This window comes from Roseiterribacter gracilis (genome assembly GCA_018332375.1).
In the GTDB taxonomy this organism is placed as follows: Bacteria; Pseudomonadota; Alphaproteobacteria; order BOG-932; family Roseiterribacteraceae; genus Roseiterribacter; species Roseiterribacter gracilis.
On sequence record BOPV01000001.1, the window covers coordinates 2,074,765 to 2,092,375 of the forward strand.

17 protein-coding genes are annotated in these 17,611 nt (G+C 63.5%); 8 read left to right on the forward strand and 9 right to left on the reverse strand.

All coding sequences use genetic code 11. The features are described from left to right. Nucleotides 1-2: 2 nt before the first annotated feature. The gene (locus TMPK1_RS10270; RefSeq protein WP_420242914.1) at nucleotides 3-677 is read right to left on the reverse strand and encodes a GntR family transcriptional regulator; all 675 of its coding nucleotides are present in this window, start codon (nucleotides 675-677) and stop codon (nucleotides 3-5) included. Further along, complete coding sequence (locus TMPK1_RS10275) at nucleotides 677-1,822, reverse strand: Ldh family oxidoreductase (protein ID WP_420242915.1); 1,146 nt, start codon at nucleotides 1,820-1,822, stop codon at nucleotides 677-679. Before TMPK1_RS10275 ends, TMPK1_RS10270 begins: the two co-directional genes overlap by 1 nt. 27 nt (nucleotides 1,823-1,849) lie before the next feature. On the opposite strand from TMPK1_RS10275, the gene TMPK1_RS10280 reads away from it, so the two are divergent. The 4 genes from TMPK1_RS10280 to tcuB are packed head-to-tail and all read left to right on the forward strand — an operon-like array spanning nucleotide 1,850 to nucleotide 7,016. Then, complete coding sequence (locus tag TMPK1_RS10280) at nucleotides 1,850-2,941, forward strand: ABC transporter substrate-binding protein (protein ID WP_420242916.1); 1,092 nt, start codon at nucleotides 1,850-1,852, stop codon at nucleotides 2,939-2,941. Beyond that, nucleotides 2,941-4,611, forward strand: coding sequence for an ABC transporter permease (locus TMPK1_RS10285; RefSeq protein ID WP_420242917.1), 1,671 nt, complete (start codon nucleotides 2,941-2,943; stop codon nucleotides 4,609-4,611). The genes TMPK1_RS10280 and TMPK1_RS10285 overlap by 1 nt, the downstream gene beginning before the upstream one ends. Further along, nucleotides 4,604-5,974 (forward strand): FAD-dependent tricarballylate dehydrogenase TcuA, encoded by a 1,371-nt coding sequence (gene tcuA, locus TMPK1_RS10290; RefSeq protein ID WP_420242918.1) that lies wholly within the window; start codon nucleotides 4,604-4,606, stop codon nucleotides 5,972-5,974. Before TMPK1_RS10285 ends, tcuA begins: the two co-directional genes overlap by 8 nt. Next, a complete protein-coding gene (tcuB, locus tag TMPK1_RS10295; RefSeq protein WP_420242919.1) occupies nucleotides 5,961-7,016 on the forward strand; it encodes a tricarballylate utilization 4Fe-4S protein TcuB in 1,056 nt (351 codons plus the stop codon). Before tcuA ends, tcuB begins: the two co-directional genes overlap by 14 nt. Nucleotides 7,017-7,057: 41 nt before the next feature. Here the strand turns inward: tcuB and TMPK1_RS10300 are convergent, their stop codons facing one another. From TMPK1_RS10300 to TMPK1_RS10310, 3 genes are all read right to left on the reverse strand, one after another. Next, complete coding sequence (locus tag TMPK1_RS10300; RefSeq protein WP_420242920.1) at nucleotides 7,058-9,064, reverse strand: methyl-accepting chemotaxis protein; 2,007 nt, start codon at nucleotides 9,062-9,064, stop codon at nucleotides 7,058-7,060. 290 nt (nucleotides 9,065-9,354) lie between these two features. After that, nucleotides 9,355-10,062, reverse strand: coding sequence for a glutathione S-transferase family protein (locus TMPK1_RS10305; RefSeq protein WP_420242921.1), 708 nt, complete (start codon nucleotides 10,060-10,062; stop codon nucleotides 9,355-9,357). Beyond that, the gene (locus TMPK1_RS10310; protein ID WP_420242922.1) at nucleotides 10,059-10,526 is read right to left on the reverse strand and encodes a DUF6265 family protein; all 468 of its coding nucleotides are present in this window, start codon (nucleotides 10,524-10,526) and stop codon (nucleotides 10,059-10,061) included. Before TMPK1_RS10310 ends, TMPK1_RS10305 begins: the two co-directional genes overlap by 4 nt. 120 nt (nucleotides 10,527-10,646) lie before the next feature. Here TMPK1_RS10310 and TMPK1_RS10315 point away from each other — a divergent pair, with 120 nt between their 5' ends. Both TMPK1_RS10315 and TMPK1_RS10320 read left to right on the forward strand, forming a co-directional pair. Next, on the forward strand, nucleotides 10,647-12,725 hold the full coding sequence (locus tag TMPK1_RS10315; protein ID WP_420242923.1) for a protein-disulfide reductase DsbD family protein: 2,079 nt from the start codon (nucleotides 10,647-10,649) through the stop codon (nucleotides 12,723-12,725). Nucleotides 12,726-12,785: 60 nt separating this feature from the next. Then, nucleotides 12,786-13,412, forward strand: a complete 627-nt coding sequence (locus tag TMPK1_RS10320) for a thioredoxin family protein (protein WP_420242924.1) — start codon at nucleotides 12,786-12,788, stop codon at nucleotides 13,410-13,412. Between the two features lie 284 nt (nucleotides 13,413-13,696). Here TMPK1_RS10320 and TMPK1_RS10325 read toward each other — a convergent pair whose 3' ends face one another. After that, nucleotides 13,697-14,080: a hypothetical protein gene (locus TMPK1_RS10325; RefSeq protein ID WP_420242925.1), complete on the reverse strand. Its 384-nt coding sequence runs from the start codon at nucleotides 14,078-14,080 to the stop codon at nucleotides 13,697-13,699. Nucleotides 14,081-14,259: 179 nt separating this feature from the next. Between TMPK1_RS10325 and TMPK1_RS10330 the strand changes: the two genes are divergently transcribed. Continuing rightward, entirely contained in the window at nucleotides 14,260-14,526 is a 267-nt protein-coding gene (locus TMPK1_RS10330; protein ID WP_420242926.1) for a helix-turn-helix domain-containing protein, read from the forward strand. 233 nt (nucleotides 14,527-14,759) lie between these two features. Here the strand turns inward: TMPK1_RS10330 and TMPK1_RS10335 are convergent, their stop codons facing one another. After that, nucleotides 14,760-15,533, reverse strand: coding sequence for a hypothetical protein (locus TMPK1_RS10335; protein WP_420242927.1), 774 nt, complete (start codon nucleotides 15,531-15,533; stop codon nucleotides 14,760-14,762). A gap of 104 nt (nucleotides 15,534-15,637) precedes the next feature. Between TMPK1_RS10335 and TMPK1_RS10340 the strand changes: the two genes are divergently transcribed. Then, the gene (locus TMPK1_RS10340) at nucleotides 15,638-15,985 is read left to right on the forward strand and encodes a hypothetical protein (protein WP_420242928.1); all 348 of its coding nucleotides are present in this window, start codon (nucleotides 15,638-15,640) and stop codon (nucleotides 15,983-15,985) included. Here TMPK1_RS10340 and TMPK1_RS10345 read toward each other — a convergent pair. Together TMPK1_RS10345 and TMPK1_RS10350 are read right to left on the reverse strand one after the other, a co-directional pair. Then, nucleotides 15,960-17,156, reverse strand: a complete 1,197-nt coding sequence (locus TMPK1_RS10345; RefSeq protein WP_420242929.1) for a TCR/Tet family MFS transporter — start codon at nucleotides 17,154-17,156, stop codon at nucleotides 15,960-15,962. The genes TMPK1_RS10340 and TMPK1_RS10345 overlap by 26 nt on opposite strands. 80 nt (nucleotides 17,157-17,236) lie before the next feature. Continuing rightward, nucleotides 17,237-17,602, reverse strand: a complete 366-nt coding sequence (locus tag TMPK1_RS10350; RefSeq protein WP_420242930.1) for an MmcQ/YjbR family DNA-binding protein — start codon at nucleotides 17,600-17,602, stop codon at nucleotides 17,237-17,239. Nucleotides 17,603-17,611: the final 9 nt, after the last annotated feature.

The following is a 17,611-nucleotide window of genomic DNA, read 5'->3' on the forward strand; positions in this document are numbered from 1 at the left end:
CGTCAATTCTGCAGCAGCTTCAGCCGCGCGCGTAGCGCTTCGCGAATATGGGCGCGCGCCAGGTCTTCGGCCTTGTCGGCGTCGCGCGCTTCGATCGCGTCGATGATGCCGCGATGTTCCTTGGCCGCGATGGCCGGGCGGCCTTTGACGCTGAAGGTCGTCTGGCCCAGCAGCGCGATCCCGTCCTGCATCTCCTGCAGCGCCGCGTCGAGATAGCGGTTGCGCGCGGCGCGGAACACCGCTTCGTGAAACTGGCGGTTGATGCGCGCCATCGCGCGCATATCGTCGAAATGTGCTTCGTACGCAGCCTCGATGTCGCGCAGCCCGTGGATCTCCGGCTGCGACGCATGTTGCGCGGCGAGACGCGCAGCCGCCCCTTCGAGAATTTCGCGCATCGCGTAGAGTTCGAGAATCTCGGACATGGTCAGGCTGCGCACGACCAGGCCGCGCGCGCCGGCTGGCTGCACGAATCCCTTCGCAGCCAGACGGCCGAAGGCTTCGCGCACGGGTGTGCGGCTGACGTTCAGTCGCTGCGCCACTTCTTCTTCGCGCAAACGATCGCCCGGCCGGTAGACGCCGTCACGCAGACCTTGCGACAGCGCCTGGTACACCGCTTCGCTACGGCTTTGGCCGTTGCCTTCGATCAGCTTGAACGCAGTCTTTTTTGCGGTCGCCATTACGCAACCTTCGTACGCATCACGGGCGGCACGTCAACCTGCACAGCGTCGGCTTCGGCAACCACCGTTGCCAGTTCTTCGGCGTCGAGCGGAATGCCCTCGGCCCGCCGTTTTACCGCCATGCGCGATTCGGGTTCGCCCGGCAGCAGGATTTCTTCGACGCCCTGCGCGCGGCGCCCGCCTTTGGCGCGGTTTGCGAGATCGGTCATGCGCGCGGACAACTCTGCGCGCGAAATAAACAGGTCGGGCTTCAGCGCCAGGAAACAGTGGCCGACATTCTGCGGCTGTTCGAAATCGACATACTGGTTGCGCACTTCGCCGCCAAAGGCAGCGCCCGACAACACGCCGGCCAGAATTTCCATCATCAAAGACAGCGCGCTGCCTTTGACGCCGGCCGCGGGCAGCACAACGCCGTCATAGCCCGCTTTTGCATCGGTGGTCGGGCGGCCTTCCGCGTCGAGCGCCCAACCTTCGGGGATCGGTTCGCCGCGTTGCATCGCGCGGCGGATCTTGCCGCGCGCCACCACCGACATCGCCATGTCGATCACCACCGGCGGCTCGCCGGGCGCAGCAAAAGCGAACGGGCTGGTGCCGAGAAACGCGTCGCGCCCGCCCCAGATCGGCATGGCTGGCGATGCGTTGGTGAAGGCGAAGGCGCAGAAGCCCGCATCGAGCGCCTGCAGCAGATAGCTCGCGGCCATGCCGTAATGGGTGGAGCGATGGGCCAGCACCAGCCCGACGCCATGCACGTCGGCGATCTCCAGCGCCAGATCCATCGCGCGCGTGCCGACGACGAAGCCGAGCCCGTTATCGCCATCGATCCGCGCTGCAACCGTCAACGCCCGTTCGGTCGTCAGCGACGGCGTTGGATTGACCAGCTTGCGCCGCAGGCGTTCGGTATAAATCGGAATGCGCCCGACACCATGCGAAGCGACGCCCCGCAAATCGGCGTCAACCAGACAGGCCGCAACGCGCTGGGCGTCGGGACGCGGCACGCCGTGGGCTGCGAAAATTTCGGCCGTGACGTGGTGCAGCAACGGAGCCGGTACGTGGACGTTTATGGACAGATCTGCCTCCCCGGCGGAGCCTGGACTTGCCGCCCCGCGCTCTGCATTGCATTGTATGCAAAAATATACGCTGCGCAATTGGGCCGCGGCGCAAGGGAGACCGCGATGAATCGAGCAATCGTTGCCGTTACGCTTGGCCTGTTCTGCGCTGTAGCGGCGAATGCCGCAGATGTGCCTGCGGGCTATCCTGCCGAGTACGCCAAGATTCTCGACGCCGCCGAGAAAGAAGGCCGCCTGGTGATCTACGCCAACACCGAGCAGTTTGCGGTCAATCCGATTCTCGAAGACTTCAAAGCGGCCTTCCCGAAAATTCAGGTCGACTATCTCGAACTGAAAGCCGCCGATCTCTACACGCGTGCCACCAGCGAAATCGCCGCCAACACGTTGAAGGCCGATTTCATCTGGTCGTCAGCGATGGACCTGCAATATCAGCTCGTCGACGAGAATGCGGTCGCGACCTATGCCTCGGTCGAGAAGCCCAACATGCCGAGCTGGGCGCTGTACAAAGATCAGCTCTACGGGGTCACGTTCGAACCGGTCGCCATCGTCTACAACAAGAAGCTGGTGCCCGAAGCCGACGTGCCGCAAACGCGCGACGCGTTTGCGAAGCTGCTCGAGACCAAGAAAGCCGACTATGTCGGCAAGGTCGCGATGTACGACCCGGAACGCAGCGGTCTCGGCTTTTTCGTAATCAGCCACGATGCGCGCGTCGGCGACGGCATCTGGAAACTGGTCAAGGCGATGGGACCGACCAGCCCGAAACTCTATGTCGCGACCGGCCAGATGCTGGAGAAGGTCGGATCGGGCGAACATTCGATCGCTTACAACATCATCGGCCCGTATGCGCTGTTGAAGGCCGAGAAAGATCCCAACATCGGCATCGTGATGCCCAAGGACTACACGCAGATCCTGACGCGCATCGCGCTGATCCCGAAAGCGGCGCCGCATCCGAACGCGGGCAAAGTGTTCCTCGATTATCTTCTTTCCAAGCGTGGCCAGCAGGTCATCGCCGACAAGGCGCTGCTCTACTCGATCCGCGCCGACATTCAGGGCAAGGCGACGGCGGCGAAACTGATCGCCGACATGGGCGATAAATTGAAGCCGATCGCAATCACGCCGGCGCTGCTCGACGATCTCGATCCGGCCAAGCGCCTGCCCTTCTACAAGAAGTTCAACAACGCGCTCGCGGGTAAATAATGCGGCGCGAAACGTGGCGGAGCGCGGTTGCAGGCTCTGCCGCGCTGTTCATCCTGGCCCCGGTTGCGCTGGTTCTGTACCAGAGCTTCCTCAGCGCGCCGTTTTACAGCGCGCGCGCCAAACTCGGCCTCGGCTCGTACGCGTTCATTCTGAACGACGATGATTTCTGGGCTGCGCTGGGCCATTCGCTGACTCTGTCGGCGAGTATGGTGTTGATCGCGGTGCCGCTGGGATCGCTGCTCGCCTTTCTCAACGTGCGCACCGACGTGCCCGGGCGGCGCTGGCTGGAACCTGCGATCCTGTTGCCGTTGTTCGTGTCGCCGATGGTGCTGGCGTTCGGCTTCATCGTGTCGGCCGGCCCGGTCGGCTTCATCACGATCTGGTGGCAGAACCATATCGGCCCGGCCGGCTGGAACATCTATTCCTTTGCCGCGCTGATCCTGGTCGTCGGCCTGACGCATGTGCCGCACGTCTATATCTACGTGTCGGCAGCACTGCGCACCGTGCCGAGCGATCTTGAAGAAGCAGCGCGTGTTGCCGGCGCCAACCCGTTCCAAGTTGCACGTCGCGTCACCTTGCCGTTGATCTGGCCGACCATCGCGGTCGCCGGCGTGCTGGTGTTCTTTCTCGGATTCGAACTGTTCGGCCTGCCCTATGTGCTGGGCGATCCCGAAGGCCGTCTGGTTCTTGCGACCTATCTCTACAAGCTGACGACGCGTCTCGGCACGCCCGCCTACAATATGATGGCAGTTGTCGTCGTCGCGATCATGCTGTTCACCCTGCCGCTGGTGTTGTTGCAGCGGCGCATGCTGCGCTCGGCCGATCGCCACGCGACGATGCGCGGCAAGGCCTCGCGGCCCAAACTCATTCCGCTGGGCAAATGGCGCTGGGTTGCGCTGGCACTGATCGTCACCTGGCTGTTGTTCGTGGTGGTGATCCCGCTGGTCGGCATCACCTTCCGCTCCTTCGTCAGCGCCTGGGGTTCGACCGTCACCGTTGCCGACGTGCTGACGCTCGAGAATTACCGCGCCATCAACAATGTGCGCGGCGTCGGACGTTCGATCGTCAACACCTTGCTCATCGCCATCGTCGGCGGCTTGCTGTCGGTCTGCGTGTTCACCTTGTTGGCACTGGCCAGCCATCGTTCGAAACAATGGTCGACGCGGGCGCTGGATTTCCTGGTGCTGTTGCCGCGCGCCATGCCCGGCATCATCGCGGGCCTGGTCGTGTTCTGGCTGTTCCTGTTCATCGAGCCGCTGAAACCCTACGTCACCACGCTCGCAACCGTCTGGATCGCCTACACCTTGGTGTGGCTGCCGTTCGGGCTGCGCCTGATCTCCAACTCACTGGGACAAGTGTCGCGCGAGCTGGAAGAAGCCGCGGCTGTCACCGGCGCCAAGCGCACCGTCGTCGCACGCCAGGTGATTCTGCCGCTGGCCAAGCACGGCATGATCGCGGCGTGGTTGCTGACCTTCCTGCTCTATGTCCGCGAATATTCGACCGGCATCTATCTGTTCGCGCCCGGCACCGAAGTGATGGGCGCGATGCTGGTGAATCTCTGGACCTCGGGGAATATCGACGTCGTCGCTTCGCTGTCGGTGATCAACAGCGCCGCCATCGCGGTCGGCATCGCACTCGCGCTGCGCTTCGGCATTCGTCTCGATGCTTGATGTGCTGGTGATCGGGGGCGGCAATGCCGCCCTCTGCGCAGCCATTGCTGCGCGCCGCGACGGCGCCACGGTGAAGGTGCTGGAGGCAGCGCCGAAATTCTATCGCGGCGGCAATACGCGCCACACGCGCAACATGCGCTGCGCGCACGATCATGCGACGGCGACCCTGACTGGCCCCTATACCGAGGACGAGTTCTTCGACGATCTGCTGCGCGTGACGCAGGGCCAGACCGATGAAGCTTTGGCGCGGCACATGATCGCCGAGTCCAAAGCGATGCTCGACTGGATCGCCGAACAGGGCGTGCGGTTTCAACCGTCGCTGGGCGGCACCTTGAGCCTCGGCCGCACCAACTCGTTCTTTCTCGGCGGCGGCCGCGCCATGTTGAACGCGCTCTACCGCACCGCTGAATCGCTCGGCGTCGAGGTCGAATACGACGCCGAAGTCACCGGCCTCGACATTCAGGACGGGATGTTTCTGGCTGCGCGCCTCAAAGACGGGCGCGAGATCCGCGCTTCGACCTTGATCGCTGCGTCGGGCGGGTTCGAAGCCAATATCGAATGGCTGAAAGAATCCTGGGGTCCGGCCGCCGATAATTTCCTGATCCGCGGCTCGCCGCACAATCGCGGCACGGTGTTGAAGCTGCTGCTCGACAACGGCGTCGAACCGATCGGCGACGCGATGCAATGTCATGCGGTCGCGATCGACGCGCGGGCGCCGAAATTCGACGGCGGCATCATCACGCGGCTCGACTGCGTCGTATTCGGCATCGTGGTCAACAAACACTGCCAGCGTTTTTACGACGAAGGTGAAGACGTCTGGCCCAAACGCTATGCGATCTGGGGGAGGCTGGTTGCGGCCCAGCCCGACCAGATCGCCTACATAATCTTCGATGCGCGCTCGCTGGAGCTGTTCATGCCGTCGCTCTATCCGCCGATCCAGGCGCCGACGATTGCGGAACTTGCAACCAGGCTCGAGCTCGATCCGGCAGCGCTGACCCAGACGTTGGAAACGTTCAACGCATCGGTACAGCCGGGCACGTTCGATCACACGATCCTCGACGATTGCCGCACCGAAGGTCTGACGCCGCCCAAAACACATTGGGCGCGCAAGATCGAAACTGCGCCCTTCTATGCCTATCCGGTGCGGCCGGGCATCACCTTCACCTATCTCGGCACGCGCGTGGACGCAGATGCGCGCATGCGCATGGCAGACGGCAAACCGTCGGCCAACATGTTCGCCGCGGGCGAGATCATGGCCGGCAATATTCTGGGTCGCGGCTATGCGGCCGGCATCGGCATGACGATCGGCAGCGTGTTCGGACGCATCGCCGGCCAAAAAGCAGCAAGACATGCACGCAACTGAATCGCTGACCGAAGCCGACCGTTTGATGACGGTCTGCAATAGCTGCCGCTATTGCGAAGGGCTGTGCGCGGTGTTTCCTGCGATGGAAATGCGCCGCGCCTTTGCCGATGGCGATCTCAACTATCTCGCCAATCTTTGCCATGGCTGCGGCGCGTGCCTGTACGACTGCCAGTTCGCGCCGCCGCACGAATTCGCGGTCAACGTGCCGCGCAATCTCGCCATCGTGCGCGCGGAGTCGTACCGCCACTATGCCTGGCCGCGCGCGCTGGCGCCGGTGTTCGATCGCAACGGTCTGTGGATTGCGCTGCTGGTCGTGGCCTGCGTCACCGCGTTCATTCTCGCTTTCACCGGCACCGATGCGCGTAACGGCGATTTCTATCGCCTGATGCCGCACAACGCGATGGCAGGTCTGTTCGGCGCGGTCTTCGCCTATGCGATTCTGGCGCTGACGATGAGTTTGCGCAGCTTCTGGCGCGACAGTGGGGAACGTGCCGCGTCGTGGCGCGATCTGTGGCAGGCGATGCGCGACGCGGGATCGTTGCGCTATCTCGATGGCGGCGGCGTCGGCTGCATGAACGAGGACGAGCGTCCAACCGACAATCGGCGCCTGTATCACCACCTGACCTTCTACGGCTTCCTGCTTTGCTTCGCCGCGACGTCGGTCGCGACGCTCTATCACTATCTGCTGGGACGGCACGCGCCGTACGCCTACACCGATCTGCCGGTTCTGCTCGGCACGGCCGGCGGGATCGGGTTGGTGATCGGCCCAGTCGGTTTGCTGGCGGCGAAATTCAAACGCGACCCGAGCTTGCGCGCCCATACCGGCATGGACGTCGCGTTTCTGGTCATGCTGTTCCTGACCAGCGCAACCGGGCTGGCGCTGCTCGCGCTACGCAACACCAGTTCGCTGGCGCCCTTGCTGGCGATTCATCTCGGCGTCGTGCTGGCGCTGTTCCTGACCCTGCCCTACGGCAAGTTCGTGCACGGCCTCTATCGTTTCGCCGCGCTGGTCCGCTACGCGCAGGAGATGCGGCAGCTTTGAATCGGGCCCTCCGCATCGGTTGATGCAGGAGGGCCCGTTCGTTACGCAGCGCGAATCTGCTCCAGGAACGTGTTGACGTCGCTGCGAAGCGATTCGGATTGCCGGCTGAGCTGCTCCGCCGAAGACAGAACCTGAGTCGCAGCGGCCCCAGCTTCACGCGACGCCTGGCTTACGCCGCCGATCGTCACCGTCACTTCTTCGGTGCCCTTTGCGGCCTGCTGCGTGCCACGCGCAATCTCGCGGGTCGCTGCGCCTTGCTCTTCGACCGCGCCGGCGATCGACGTCGAGATCTCGTGAATCGTGCCGATCGTCGAGCCAACCGACCGGATTGCATCGGCCGCCTCGCCCGTCACCGCCTGCATGGCGGAGATTTGCGCCGCGATCTCTTCAGTCGCCTTCGCCGTCTGCGTTGCCAGCGATTTGACTTCCGACGCGACGACAGCGAAGCCTTTGCCGGCGTCGCCGGCGCGCGCAGCTTCGATGGTCGCGTTGAGCGCCAGTAGGTTGGTTTGCGACGCGATATCCTGGATGAGCTGAACCACCGTTCCGATCTTCTGCGCCGAAGCCACCAACGTAATGACCGTGCCGTTGGTGCGCTCTGTATCGGCGACAGCCTGGCTGGCAATCTTCGACGCCTGCGTTACCTGGCGCCCAATTTCGCCAATTGAACTCGACATTTCTTCGCACGAAGCGGCGACTGTCTGCACGTTGGCAGAGGTCTGTTCCGATGCTGCTGATACAGTCGCGGCCTGTCGCTGGGTCTGTTCTGCCGTCGCGGACATGCTGGTCGCAGTGCTGCGCATCTGGCTTGCGGCAGCCCCCAAACCGTCGAGCGCAGCGCGCACCGACTGATCGAAGCTGGCGATATACTCTTCGATCGCAACTTGCCGCCGCTCTTTCTGCGCTTGCTCTTCGCGTTGTTCGGCGGCCAGCCGATCGGCTTCGATCATGTTGCGCTTGAAGACGTCGACCGCCTGCGCCATTTCGCCGATTTCGTCTTTGTTGTCGCGTGCGGGCACGTCAACCGCCTTGTCGCCCCCGGCAAGCAGCTTCATCACGCCCGTCATGCCGAGGATCGGCATCACAATGCTGCGCCCGATTACATACGCCAGAACGACGCCGAGAATCGTGCCAAGAACTGCCAGTCCTGTTTGCATCATCTTGGTGCTGGCGACGGTATCGACAGTTTGGGTTCGGGTCGCACCCATATCCGCATCGAGCGTCTTCTGCGCCGCCGTTCCGTCGTCGGAAATGCGCGTGAAATGCGGGCGCATCGTTTTCTCATACAGGTCGTTCGACTGAAGAACGGCAGCCGACGCTTCTTTGAAGCGAGCACCATACTCGGCCAACGCGGCGCGTACCGGTGCAAGCAACGGTTCCAGGCCGCTCGCGTTGCCGTTCTTGGCAAGCGTTGCAAGCGCCGCTTCCGCCCGATCGGAATTGGTCTTGAACGTCGCCGGGCCTTTCGCGTCTTGTGTCGCAAGAAAGCGCCAGTTGGCGATGCGCACGAGCAGGATGGTTGCTTCCAGTTCGGCTGCTTGCGTCCTGACCGTCGGGTCGCGCGACTCGCGCGTCGCATCCATCACTTTGGCCGTGGCGGCGGTCAGTTGATCACCGACCGTAAACAGCTTGTCGCGCGCCGTTTTGAACGTCATGACAAGCGAGATGAGCGTCTCGAATTCGGTCTTGACCGACGCAACCGCCGTTGCCGCGTCAGCGTAAAGTCGCTTGCGCTCTTCCGAGAGCGTCGCCTTGCCAGCTGCGTCGAGAAGTTCGGCCGACCTTGCCTGTGCGGCCCGGAATTCGGTGATCGTTACGTCTTCCTGCGTTGCTTGAAAGCGCAAGCCCAGGCGGCGCATTCTTTCAGCGAGCTGCTGGACTTCGAGATTGCGCGACGTGTTTCCCGCCACCGACACGAACTTCCCGACTTGCCCGTCGATGGTCTGGAGTTGCGTAAATCCGAACGCCGCAATCGCGATTGCGATGACAATCAGAAAGGTGAAGCCCGTGTAAAGACGAACTTTGATGCTGTAGTCACTCAGACGCATATGCCGCTCCCGGATCAAAAGATGCGCGAACGGTGTCCGGGGATACTGACGGGAAGATTAATCAATGCAGCTGTGTTGGACGGTGGCCTCGCGAGAGCCCAGCTCGGAACGCAACGTGGCCGTGTTGTGCCTCGCACACACCTGAAGTGTGGTTGTGCCGTTCCTCGTTTCGACCATGCATTTGCGTCGAACGCGGCGATGTTTCGGGAAAAGGGCGTTCATCACGCCGCTACATTTTTCTGCGCTGCCTGTCGCTTCTTCGGTCGGCTAGGCCGCCACCCGGTCGCGGCCTAGCGTTTTAGAAACATTTCCATCCGCTCGACATACGCGACCAGCGGCGCGTAGGTGCGTGCCATCTCGCCGAGCCAGGTCTTGAAGGGCGGATGGATCAGGTTGACCAGAAATCCGTACGCGGTCGCGTCGATCGAGCGTGGCCGGTCGCCCCCGAAGAATGGCGCGCTGCCGAGCTGCGCCACCATCGCGTCGAGATCGTCGCGCGCGATCTGTTTCAGTTCTTCCGGACTGTGCCGTCCATAGCCTTGCGCGTGGAGCTGCTTGCGCGCACGGCGCCGCGCCAGCACCGGGACGATCCATTTCAGCGGCACCGGCAAGGTGCCGAACAGATGCACGCGCAATTTCTGCCAGGTCGGTTCGTCGAGCCAACGCGACTGGATCAGCGCCCAGTAGAAAGACTCTTCGAACAGACGCCGGATCGGGTGCAGCCGCGCCCGCGCAGCCGCGTCGAGATCGCCGTCCAGCATGTCGCCGCGCGTGCGTTTCAAATGTTCGATGATGAACTGGCTGTCGACGATGCGCGTGCCGTCGCTGTCGACCAGCACGGGCAGCTTGGACTTGCGCGATTTGCGCGGATTGCCGGCGCGGACCTCGTACGGGATCTGCGCCAGTTGCAGATAGGTTTCGACCTTGGCAACGAAAGGGCTGAAATCGAACGGCGACGCACCGCGCGGATAGCCGATCAGTTTGACGCGATCGTTCACTTCACCAGCACCCAGTCGAGCGTCAGTTCGACCGGCACGCCTTTCTTATCCGTCTCGCGCACGATCGCACGCAGGCGATCGCCGTCGCGCTCGTAGGTGACGGCACTGAATTGCGCGCGATTGGTGCCGGACGACACTAGGGGAAAGCGGACCATCTCGGCCTTGTCTTCCCAACTGGTGAAATCGGCATTGAAATGGCGAACGCGCAGTTCGACCGTGCCGTCGGCTTCGGCGAAAACAAACTGTTCGGTGAAGCTGAGCTTGCCGGCGCGACTGGCGCGGAACATGCCCACCATCTGCCCGTCGACGGCGGGCATGATCCATTCCTCGGTCTCGCCGCCGAGCCCGGTGCCGGACCAGCGTCCCGCGAGCCACGCAAATTCCCCGATCTGCGCCCGCGGCCCGCTGGCGGCTGCGGCCGGCCCCACCGACAGGGCCAATAGAACGAGAATGATGCGCCACATATCGCCGCCTCCGAGAGCCCGTCTCGTTTCGTCACCAATCCAACCGTAGCCTCAGCCCGCATTGCCGCGAAGAGTGGGGCGGCCTATCTGATTGAGCTCTCGGCCGGCGGAGTTTTACACGTGCATCGGTTCCTGTTTGCCGCACTTTCCCTGGCGTTTTTCCTCGCCCCCGCTGTCCGCGCCGAGGAAGCGAACGTCTCGGTCCAGCTTGTGTCCGAGCAAGCGCGCATCGCCCCCGGCCAGACCTTCACCGTCGCGCTGAAACAGACGATCAAGCCCGAATGGCACACCTACTGGGCCAATCCGGGTGATAGCGGCACGCCGACCGCGATCGAATGGAAACTGCCGGCCGGCGCGAAGGCTGCCGACATCCAATGGCCCGCCCCTGCCCGCATCCCGTACGGCCCGCTGGTCAATTACGGCTATGGCGACGAAGCGGTGCTGTTGATCGACATCACCGCGCCCGCCGATCTGCAACCCGGCAGCAATTTCGCGCTGCATGGCGACGTGCAGTTGCTGGTCTGCAAAGACATCTGCATTCCCGAAGACGCGACTGTGTCGCTGAACCTGCCGGTCGACGCCAAGCCGCAGGCGAATGCGAGCGCCGCGAAACTTTTCGCCGATGCGCGCACCAAACTGCCGAGCAAGTCGCCCTTCGCCGCGCGCATCGCGACCAGCGGCACGATGGTGCGCATCGCGGTCGATACCGGCGATGCGCGCCAACTGCGCGACGTTACGTTCTTCCCGGTACAGCCGGAGCGCATCGACAACGCCGCGCCGCAGAAAATTTCGGCGAGCGCCAGCGGCCTCACGATCGAACTCAAACGCGCCGAAGGCGCCAAGCCGGACAACGCGGCGCTCGAAGGCGTGCTGACCTTCAAAGACGAATCGACCGGCAAAGATGCCGCGATGCGCGCGATTCAATTTACCGCGCAGCCGGGCATGGTTGCTGCGGCGAGTGGCGGCACCAGCACGCTCGGCTTTGGCGAAGCGTTGCTGTTCGCGCTGCTGGGCGGGTTGATCCTGAATTTGATGCCGTGCGTGTTTCCGGTTCTGTCGATGAAGGCGTTGTCCCTGGCGCGCGGCGCGCAGGGTGACGCCGCCCATCGCCGCGCCGACGCGCTCGCTTACACCGCCGGCGTGCTTGCGACCTTCACCTTGATTGCGGGCGTGTTGCTGGCGTTGCGCGCGGGCGGTGCGGAAATCGGTTGGGGCTTCCAACTGCAATCGCCGCTGGTGATCACCGCGCTGGTCTATCTGCTGTTCGCGGTCGGTCTGGTTTTGTCGGGCGTCGTCAGTGTCGGCGAAGGCCTGGCGGGCATGGGCTCGTCGCTTGCCGCGCGCGGCGGTCTGGTCGGTTCGTTTTTCACCGGCGCGCTGGCCACCGTCGTTGCAACACCCTGCACCGCGCCGTTCATGGCGGGCGCGTTGGGATTTGCGCTGGTGCAACCGACACCGATCGCAATCGCGGTGTTCGAAGCGTTGGGGCTTGGCCTCGCGCTGCCATATCTGCTGCTGGGTTTCGTACCGGCATTGGCGCGCGTGATGCCGAAACCCGGGGCATGGATGGAACGGTTCCGCCAGTTCCTCGCCTTCCCGGTCTACGCGACGGTCGTGTGGCTGTTGTTCGTGCTGCAGGCGCAGTCGGGCCCGATCGCAACCACGTCGGTCTTGGCGGGTATCGTGCTGATCGCGTTCGCCGCCTGGGCGTGGGACGCAGCGAAATATGCCAGCACGCGCGGCCGTATGGTTGGCGCGACGGTTGCGATCGTCGCAATCGGCGCAGCCCTGTTTCTGGTGCGCGGCGTCGACGACGAAGCCGCTGCGACGCCAACAGCGGCTGCAACCGCAAGCGACACAGTGAAGTGGCAACCGTTCAGCCAGGCCAGACTCGACGCGCTGCTCGCCGAAGGCAAACCGGTCTTCATCGATTTCACCGCCGCCTGGTGCATCACCTGCAAAGTGAACGAGACGGTGGCGCTGACCAGCGACGTTGCGCGCGAGATGGAAGCCAAGGGCGTCGTGCCGTTGCGCGGCGACTGGACCAAGCGCGACGCCGAAATCACGCGCGTGTTGCAGGCGCACGGCCGCGCCGGCGTGCCGCTCTATCTCTATTACAAGCCCGGAAGCCGCGAACCGGTGGTGTTGCCGCAGATTTTGACGACGGAGTCCGTCCGCTCGTTGCTGCAGTCAAGCTGATCCGGTTGCACGAAGCGCAGACGAAGGTCACGATCTCCCCCTCAGCCAAAGGAGCGAACGATGCGGACTTGGATCCTTGCAGGCATTGCAACGCTGGCGCTTACGGGCGCCGCACAAGCCCAGACATTCGGCCAGGGTGTCGCAGTCGGTGCACCCGCGCCCGCTTTCACCGCTGTCGACGTCAACGGCAAGTCGGTCAATCTCGCCGACTACAAAGGCAAGACGGTCGTGCTGGAATGGACCAACAATGGCTGCCCGTTCGTGCGCGCCAACTATGACAGCGGCGCGATGCAGAAGACGCAGGCGGCTGCGAAAGATCAGGGCGTCGTGTGGTTGACGATCCTGTCGTCGGCACCGGGCACGCAAGGCTTCCTCACCGCCGATCAAGCCAAGGCCGATATCGCGAAAGAGAAAGCCAGCCCGACTGCCTATCTGCTCGATCCCGACGGCAAAGTAGGCAAGACGTATGGCGCCAAGACGACGCCGCACATGTTCGTGATCACGCCAGAACAGAAGATCGCCTATATGGGCGCGATCGACGACAAGGCGACCGCGAAAGCGTCCGATCATCCGGCGGCCAAGAACTACGTCACCGCCGCGCTGCAGAATCTCGCGGGCGGCAAAGCCCCCGATCCGGCCAGCACGACGCCATACGGTTGCTCGGTGAAATACGCGGGCCAGTCGTAACCGCTAGCGAACTGCACAAACGAAAGGCCCGCCGGGGACGGCGGGCTTTTTTTGTTGAGTCACAAGCCTGCGAACCACCACGACGCCACGGACACGGCGAAGCACCACGAGTCACAGTCAGCAAGAAATCTCCGTCGCAAGACGAGATGGCTTTATCGACGCGCGAAGCGCGTCAGGAAATCCACTGCCGCCTTGCGACGCGCCCCACGCCGAAGACGGCTCTCGTGGTGCACCTTGGCGTTCGTGGCGTCGTGGTGGTGTGCTTCCTTGTGACTCCGAGGTCGTTACGCCAGCTCGGCGATCAGCAGCGTCAGGTCGCGTTCGACCGAACGCAGATCCGGCCAAGGTGGGGTCGCGTCGTCGGGCGACGGTTGGTTTTCGCGCAGCGCGACGGCGAGTTTGGCGGCGACGCCCTGCAAGCTCTTCGCCTTGGTGCGGAAGATCGCGCGCGCCTGCATCTCCAGCTTGTCGGCCAACGCGTCGCGCACGCGGGCGGCGTCGCGGAACGCGCGGGCGGCATCCTTCTTTGCATCCGCGGTCGCGTCGAGCATTGCGCGCTCGCATTTCGAAGCCAGGCTGGCAGCCGCCTCCAGCCGGTCGCAATCGGACTGCCAAAGGCCGCACATCGACAGGACAAGGTCGTTGTGTGCACGGGTGGGCTTGGTCATGCCGCCCATCCCCTTGCATGGCGCAAAGCGCGCATAGTTCGGCTATTCTCGGAATCAGCCATGATCCAAGCCTCCAGCTCGGGTTGTGGTCAGGCCGGGCGGGGTGTTCGTGCATCCCGTTCGGCCGCTTTCTCGATATGTTCCATATTTGAGGCATTCGGTCAAATCGAATTTGACCGATGCGCGACGAGGCGGCTTTGTCGGCGACACGTATTCGGCTTCTTGTCGGCCACAACATTCGGCGACTGCGAATTGCGGCAAAGCTGTCGCAAGCCGAACTCAGTGAGATGACAGAGATCCCGCGCGGCCGGATCAGCGAATACGAAGCCGGCGCGTTTTCGTTCGGCATCGACATGCTCGAACGGTTTGCCGAAGCGTTCGACGCCCCTTACGCGGAATTCTTCAACGAGACCGGTTTCGAAGAGCCGAAGCGCAAGAAGCGCTGAGGCGGCGCTTCAGCGGCAAGTCACCAATCAGCAAACCGCCAAGACGCCAAGAACGCCAAGCGGGCGCCAAGAGAACGAGCGCACGGTTGCAGGGATTTCCTGACGCGCTTCGCGCGTCGATAAAACCTATGCCGTCATGCGATGCGTCACGCCACGATCCGTGACTCTTGGCGAACCTTGGCGTCCTTGGCGTCTTGGCGGTTTGCTTCCTCGTGACTCACGAGGTGCGCGCGCTATTTCCCCGCGCGCACCTTCTCCATGAAGTCGAACACTTCTTCCGCGAACGGGCCGCGCACTTTGCCGGGGACCGTGACGTCTTCGACTTTGTGGCCGATGCCGCGCACGTAATCGACCGCGGATTTGATCTGCAAATCGATCGGCGAACCGGGCACGCCGACCTTGTCGTCGCCGCCGCGCAGAATCTCGATCGACAAGGGTGTCGTCGTCTTGGTCTTGATCTGGGTTTCGTCGACGCAACGTCCGGCGAAATTGGGGAAGACCAACGCCGCGCCGTAATAGGCGGCGGGATTGTGAATCACTTCGCGCCAGATCACGTGACCGGCGGCTTCATAGCCGGTGATGAAGGCGCGGCCCTCGGCTTTGAAGCGCTTGCGCACATCCTGCAGCACCGCGGCCAAACCTTCGTGATCGAATTTGCAGACGCCGTCTTTCTCAGCCTTCTCGAACACGTCGGGCTTGTAGCCGAACACGTCGGCGAACCGCCACGGCACGCCGCCGCTTCCCAGCACGACCGGCACCACGATGATCCAGGGCTTGCTGCGTCGCGCGGCGATGAACGCATCCATCACGGTGGTGAATTCGCGGGTTGCGTCGGGCAAGGCCACGATCACCGGCCAGGTCCGTTCCGGCGTCCAGCCAGCCGGCAGCGACACGTAGTAATCCATCGGCGACCCGGCCGCGGTGAAACGATGCGCGGTCGCATCCTCGGCCAATGCCGGCCCCACCCCGAACAAAACCAAGGCCAAAAGCCCGATCACAAAGCGCATCCGAATCACCCTGCGTTGTTGCACGGAAAAGGTCGCTCTCTGCCGTTGCCATGCCATGAATCGGTTGTAACGGTCAGGGACATCGTGCCTGCAGGAGCGTTCCGATGACTATGCGCATCTTCACTTTCGCCACCCTGGCGTTCGCAACCGCAGCATCTCCCGCTGTCGCGGGCCAGATCACCATCGTCAATGATGGCACGCAGGAGATCGGGTTTCAGATCTTCGACGGAAAGACCTTCGTCGATAGTGGCCGCGTGCGCCCGCCCGCGGGCACGCAGACGTCGCGCAACGTCGCCAACAAAAAGATCACCTTGGTGCTGTGGCGTGGCGGCGGCGGCACCGGCGGCAAGTACGACGACAATGACCGCTGCCAGGTCGAGTTCGCCACCGGCACCGGGTTGGTGCATGTGACGACAGGCAAAAAACTTACGTGCTTGCTGGGGAAGAAATAGGCGCTTGCGCTTTCGTGCGCAGCAGCAACGCGACGCACGGCACGTACAGCGCCGCACCGATCAGCCACACCGCGCCCGGCAAGGCCGGCGTGGTCCAGGCATAGATCGTCGTAAAGACCAGCGGCGACACGATCACCGCGATGCTGGTCAGGGCCGCGATCAGCCCCTGCAATTCGCCTTGGCGATCTTCGCTGACGCTGTTCGACAACAGCGCCTGCACCGCCGGCTGTCCGATCCCGCCCAGACACAGCAGCGGGATCATCGCCAGCACGACCCATCCCTGCCCGGTCACGCCGATCACGATATAAGCGAGACCGTCGAAAATGCAGGACATGACGAAGGCGCCGCGCTCGCCCAACCGCTTCACCGCCGGCCCGGCGACGAAGGCTTGCGCGATTGCATGCAAGGCGCCGAACGCGGTCAGCGACAGGCCGATCGTCTGCAAGTCCCAGCCGAACCGGTCCTGGTTTGAAATCACCCACATGACGTGACCGACGGTGCCGACCATCGCCATCAAACCGAACACGACCAGCAACGGACCCAGCACCGGCCCGCGCAGCGCGCTGTGCATGGCGCGGAACGGATTGGCGTCGCGCCACGCGACCACGGTGCTGCGCACGCGTGCCGGTTCGGGCAGAAGAAACAAGCCGACGAGGAAATTCACGCCGTTGAGCAACGCGGCCGCAACGAACGGCGCGCGCAACGAGTCCGCGCCCAACCAACCGCCCAGCGCCGGCCCGATGATAAAGCCGACACCGAACGCGGCGCTGAGCAGACCGAACCGTTGCGCACGATTGGTCTCGTCGGTGATGTCGGCGATATAGGCGTTCGCAACCGCCATGTTGGCGCCGGTGACGCCGGCGATCGCGCGACCGGCATAGATCACCCACAAATAGGGTGTCGTCGCCATCACGAGATAGTCGACCGCTGCACCGGCTAGCGAGATCAGCAGAATTGGACGGCGCCCGAACCGGTCGCTGAGCAAACCCAGCAACGGCGCGAACAGAAACTGCATCAGCGCGTAGAGCGTAACCAGCAGCCCGTATTCGTTGGCGACGTCGCCCTCGCGTCCCAACGCGCGCAGCAGCCCCGGTAGAATCGGCATCACAATGCCGATGCCGATCGCATCGAGCATCATGGTGGCGAGAACAACGTACAGACCGCGGGACATCGAGCGCGCTTTCAAAAGGGCGCTGCTTCTAACAAGCGGCTGCCGCCACAGACCAGCGGAAACTGCGCTCGCCGCGGCTGCTAGCTGCGTTTCTTTTTGGCCGGTGGCTTTTTTGCCGGCACGTTGCGCCACGCGGCGCGGATCGCGCTTTCCAACGTAACCGCATCAACCGCGTCGAGCTTCACCAACGTGCAACCTGCGCGGCCCCATGCACCGGTGGCGGGTTTGAACGCAGCAGGTTCCGCGTCGATCCGCATTGCCTGGTCTTGCGCCGACAGTTTGACCATGCCCCACGCCGGATCGGGCGAACCCAAGGTCGCAAAGATCTTGCCGTGCACGCGAAAGTCGGCAGTCCCCATATGCGCGCCTTCGACCGCGCCCGCGCAGGCAAGCGCGCGACGGCGAAACTCTGCCGGCGTCGACGTAACGGTTTTCTTGGTCGGCATGCAGCAGCG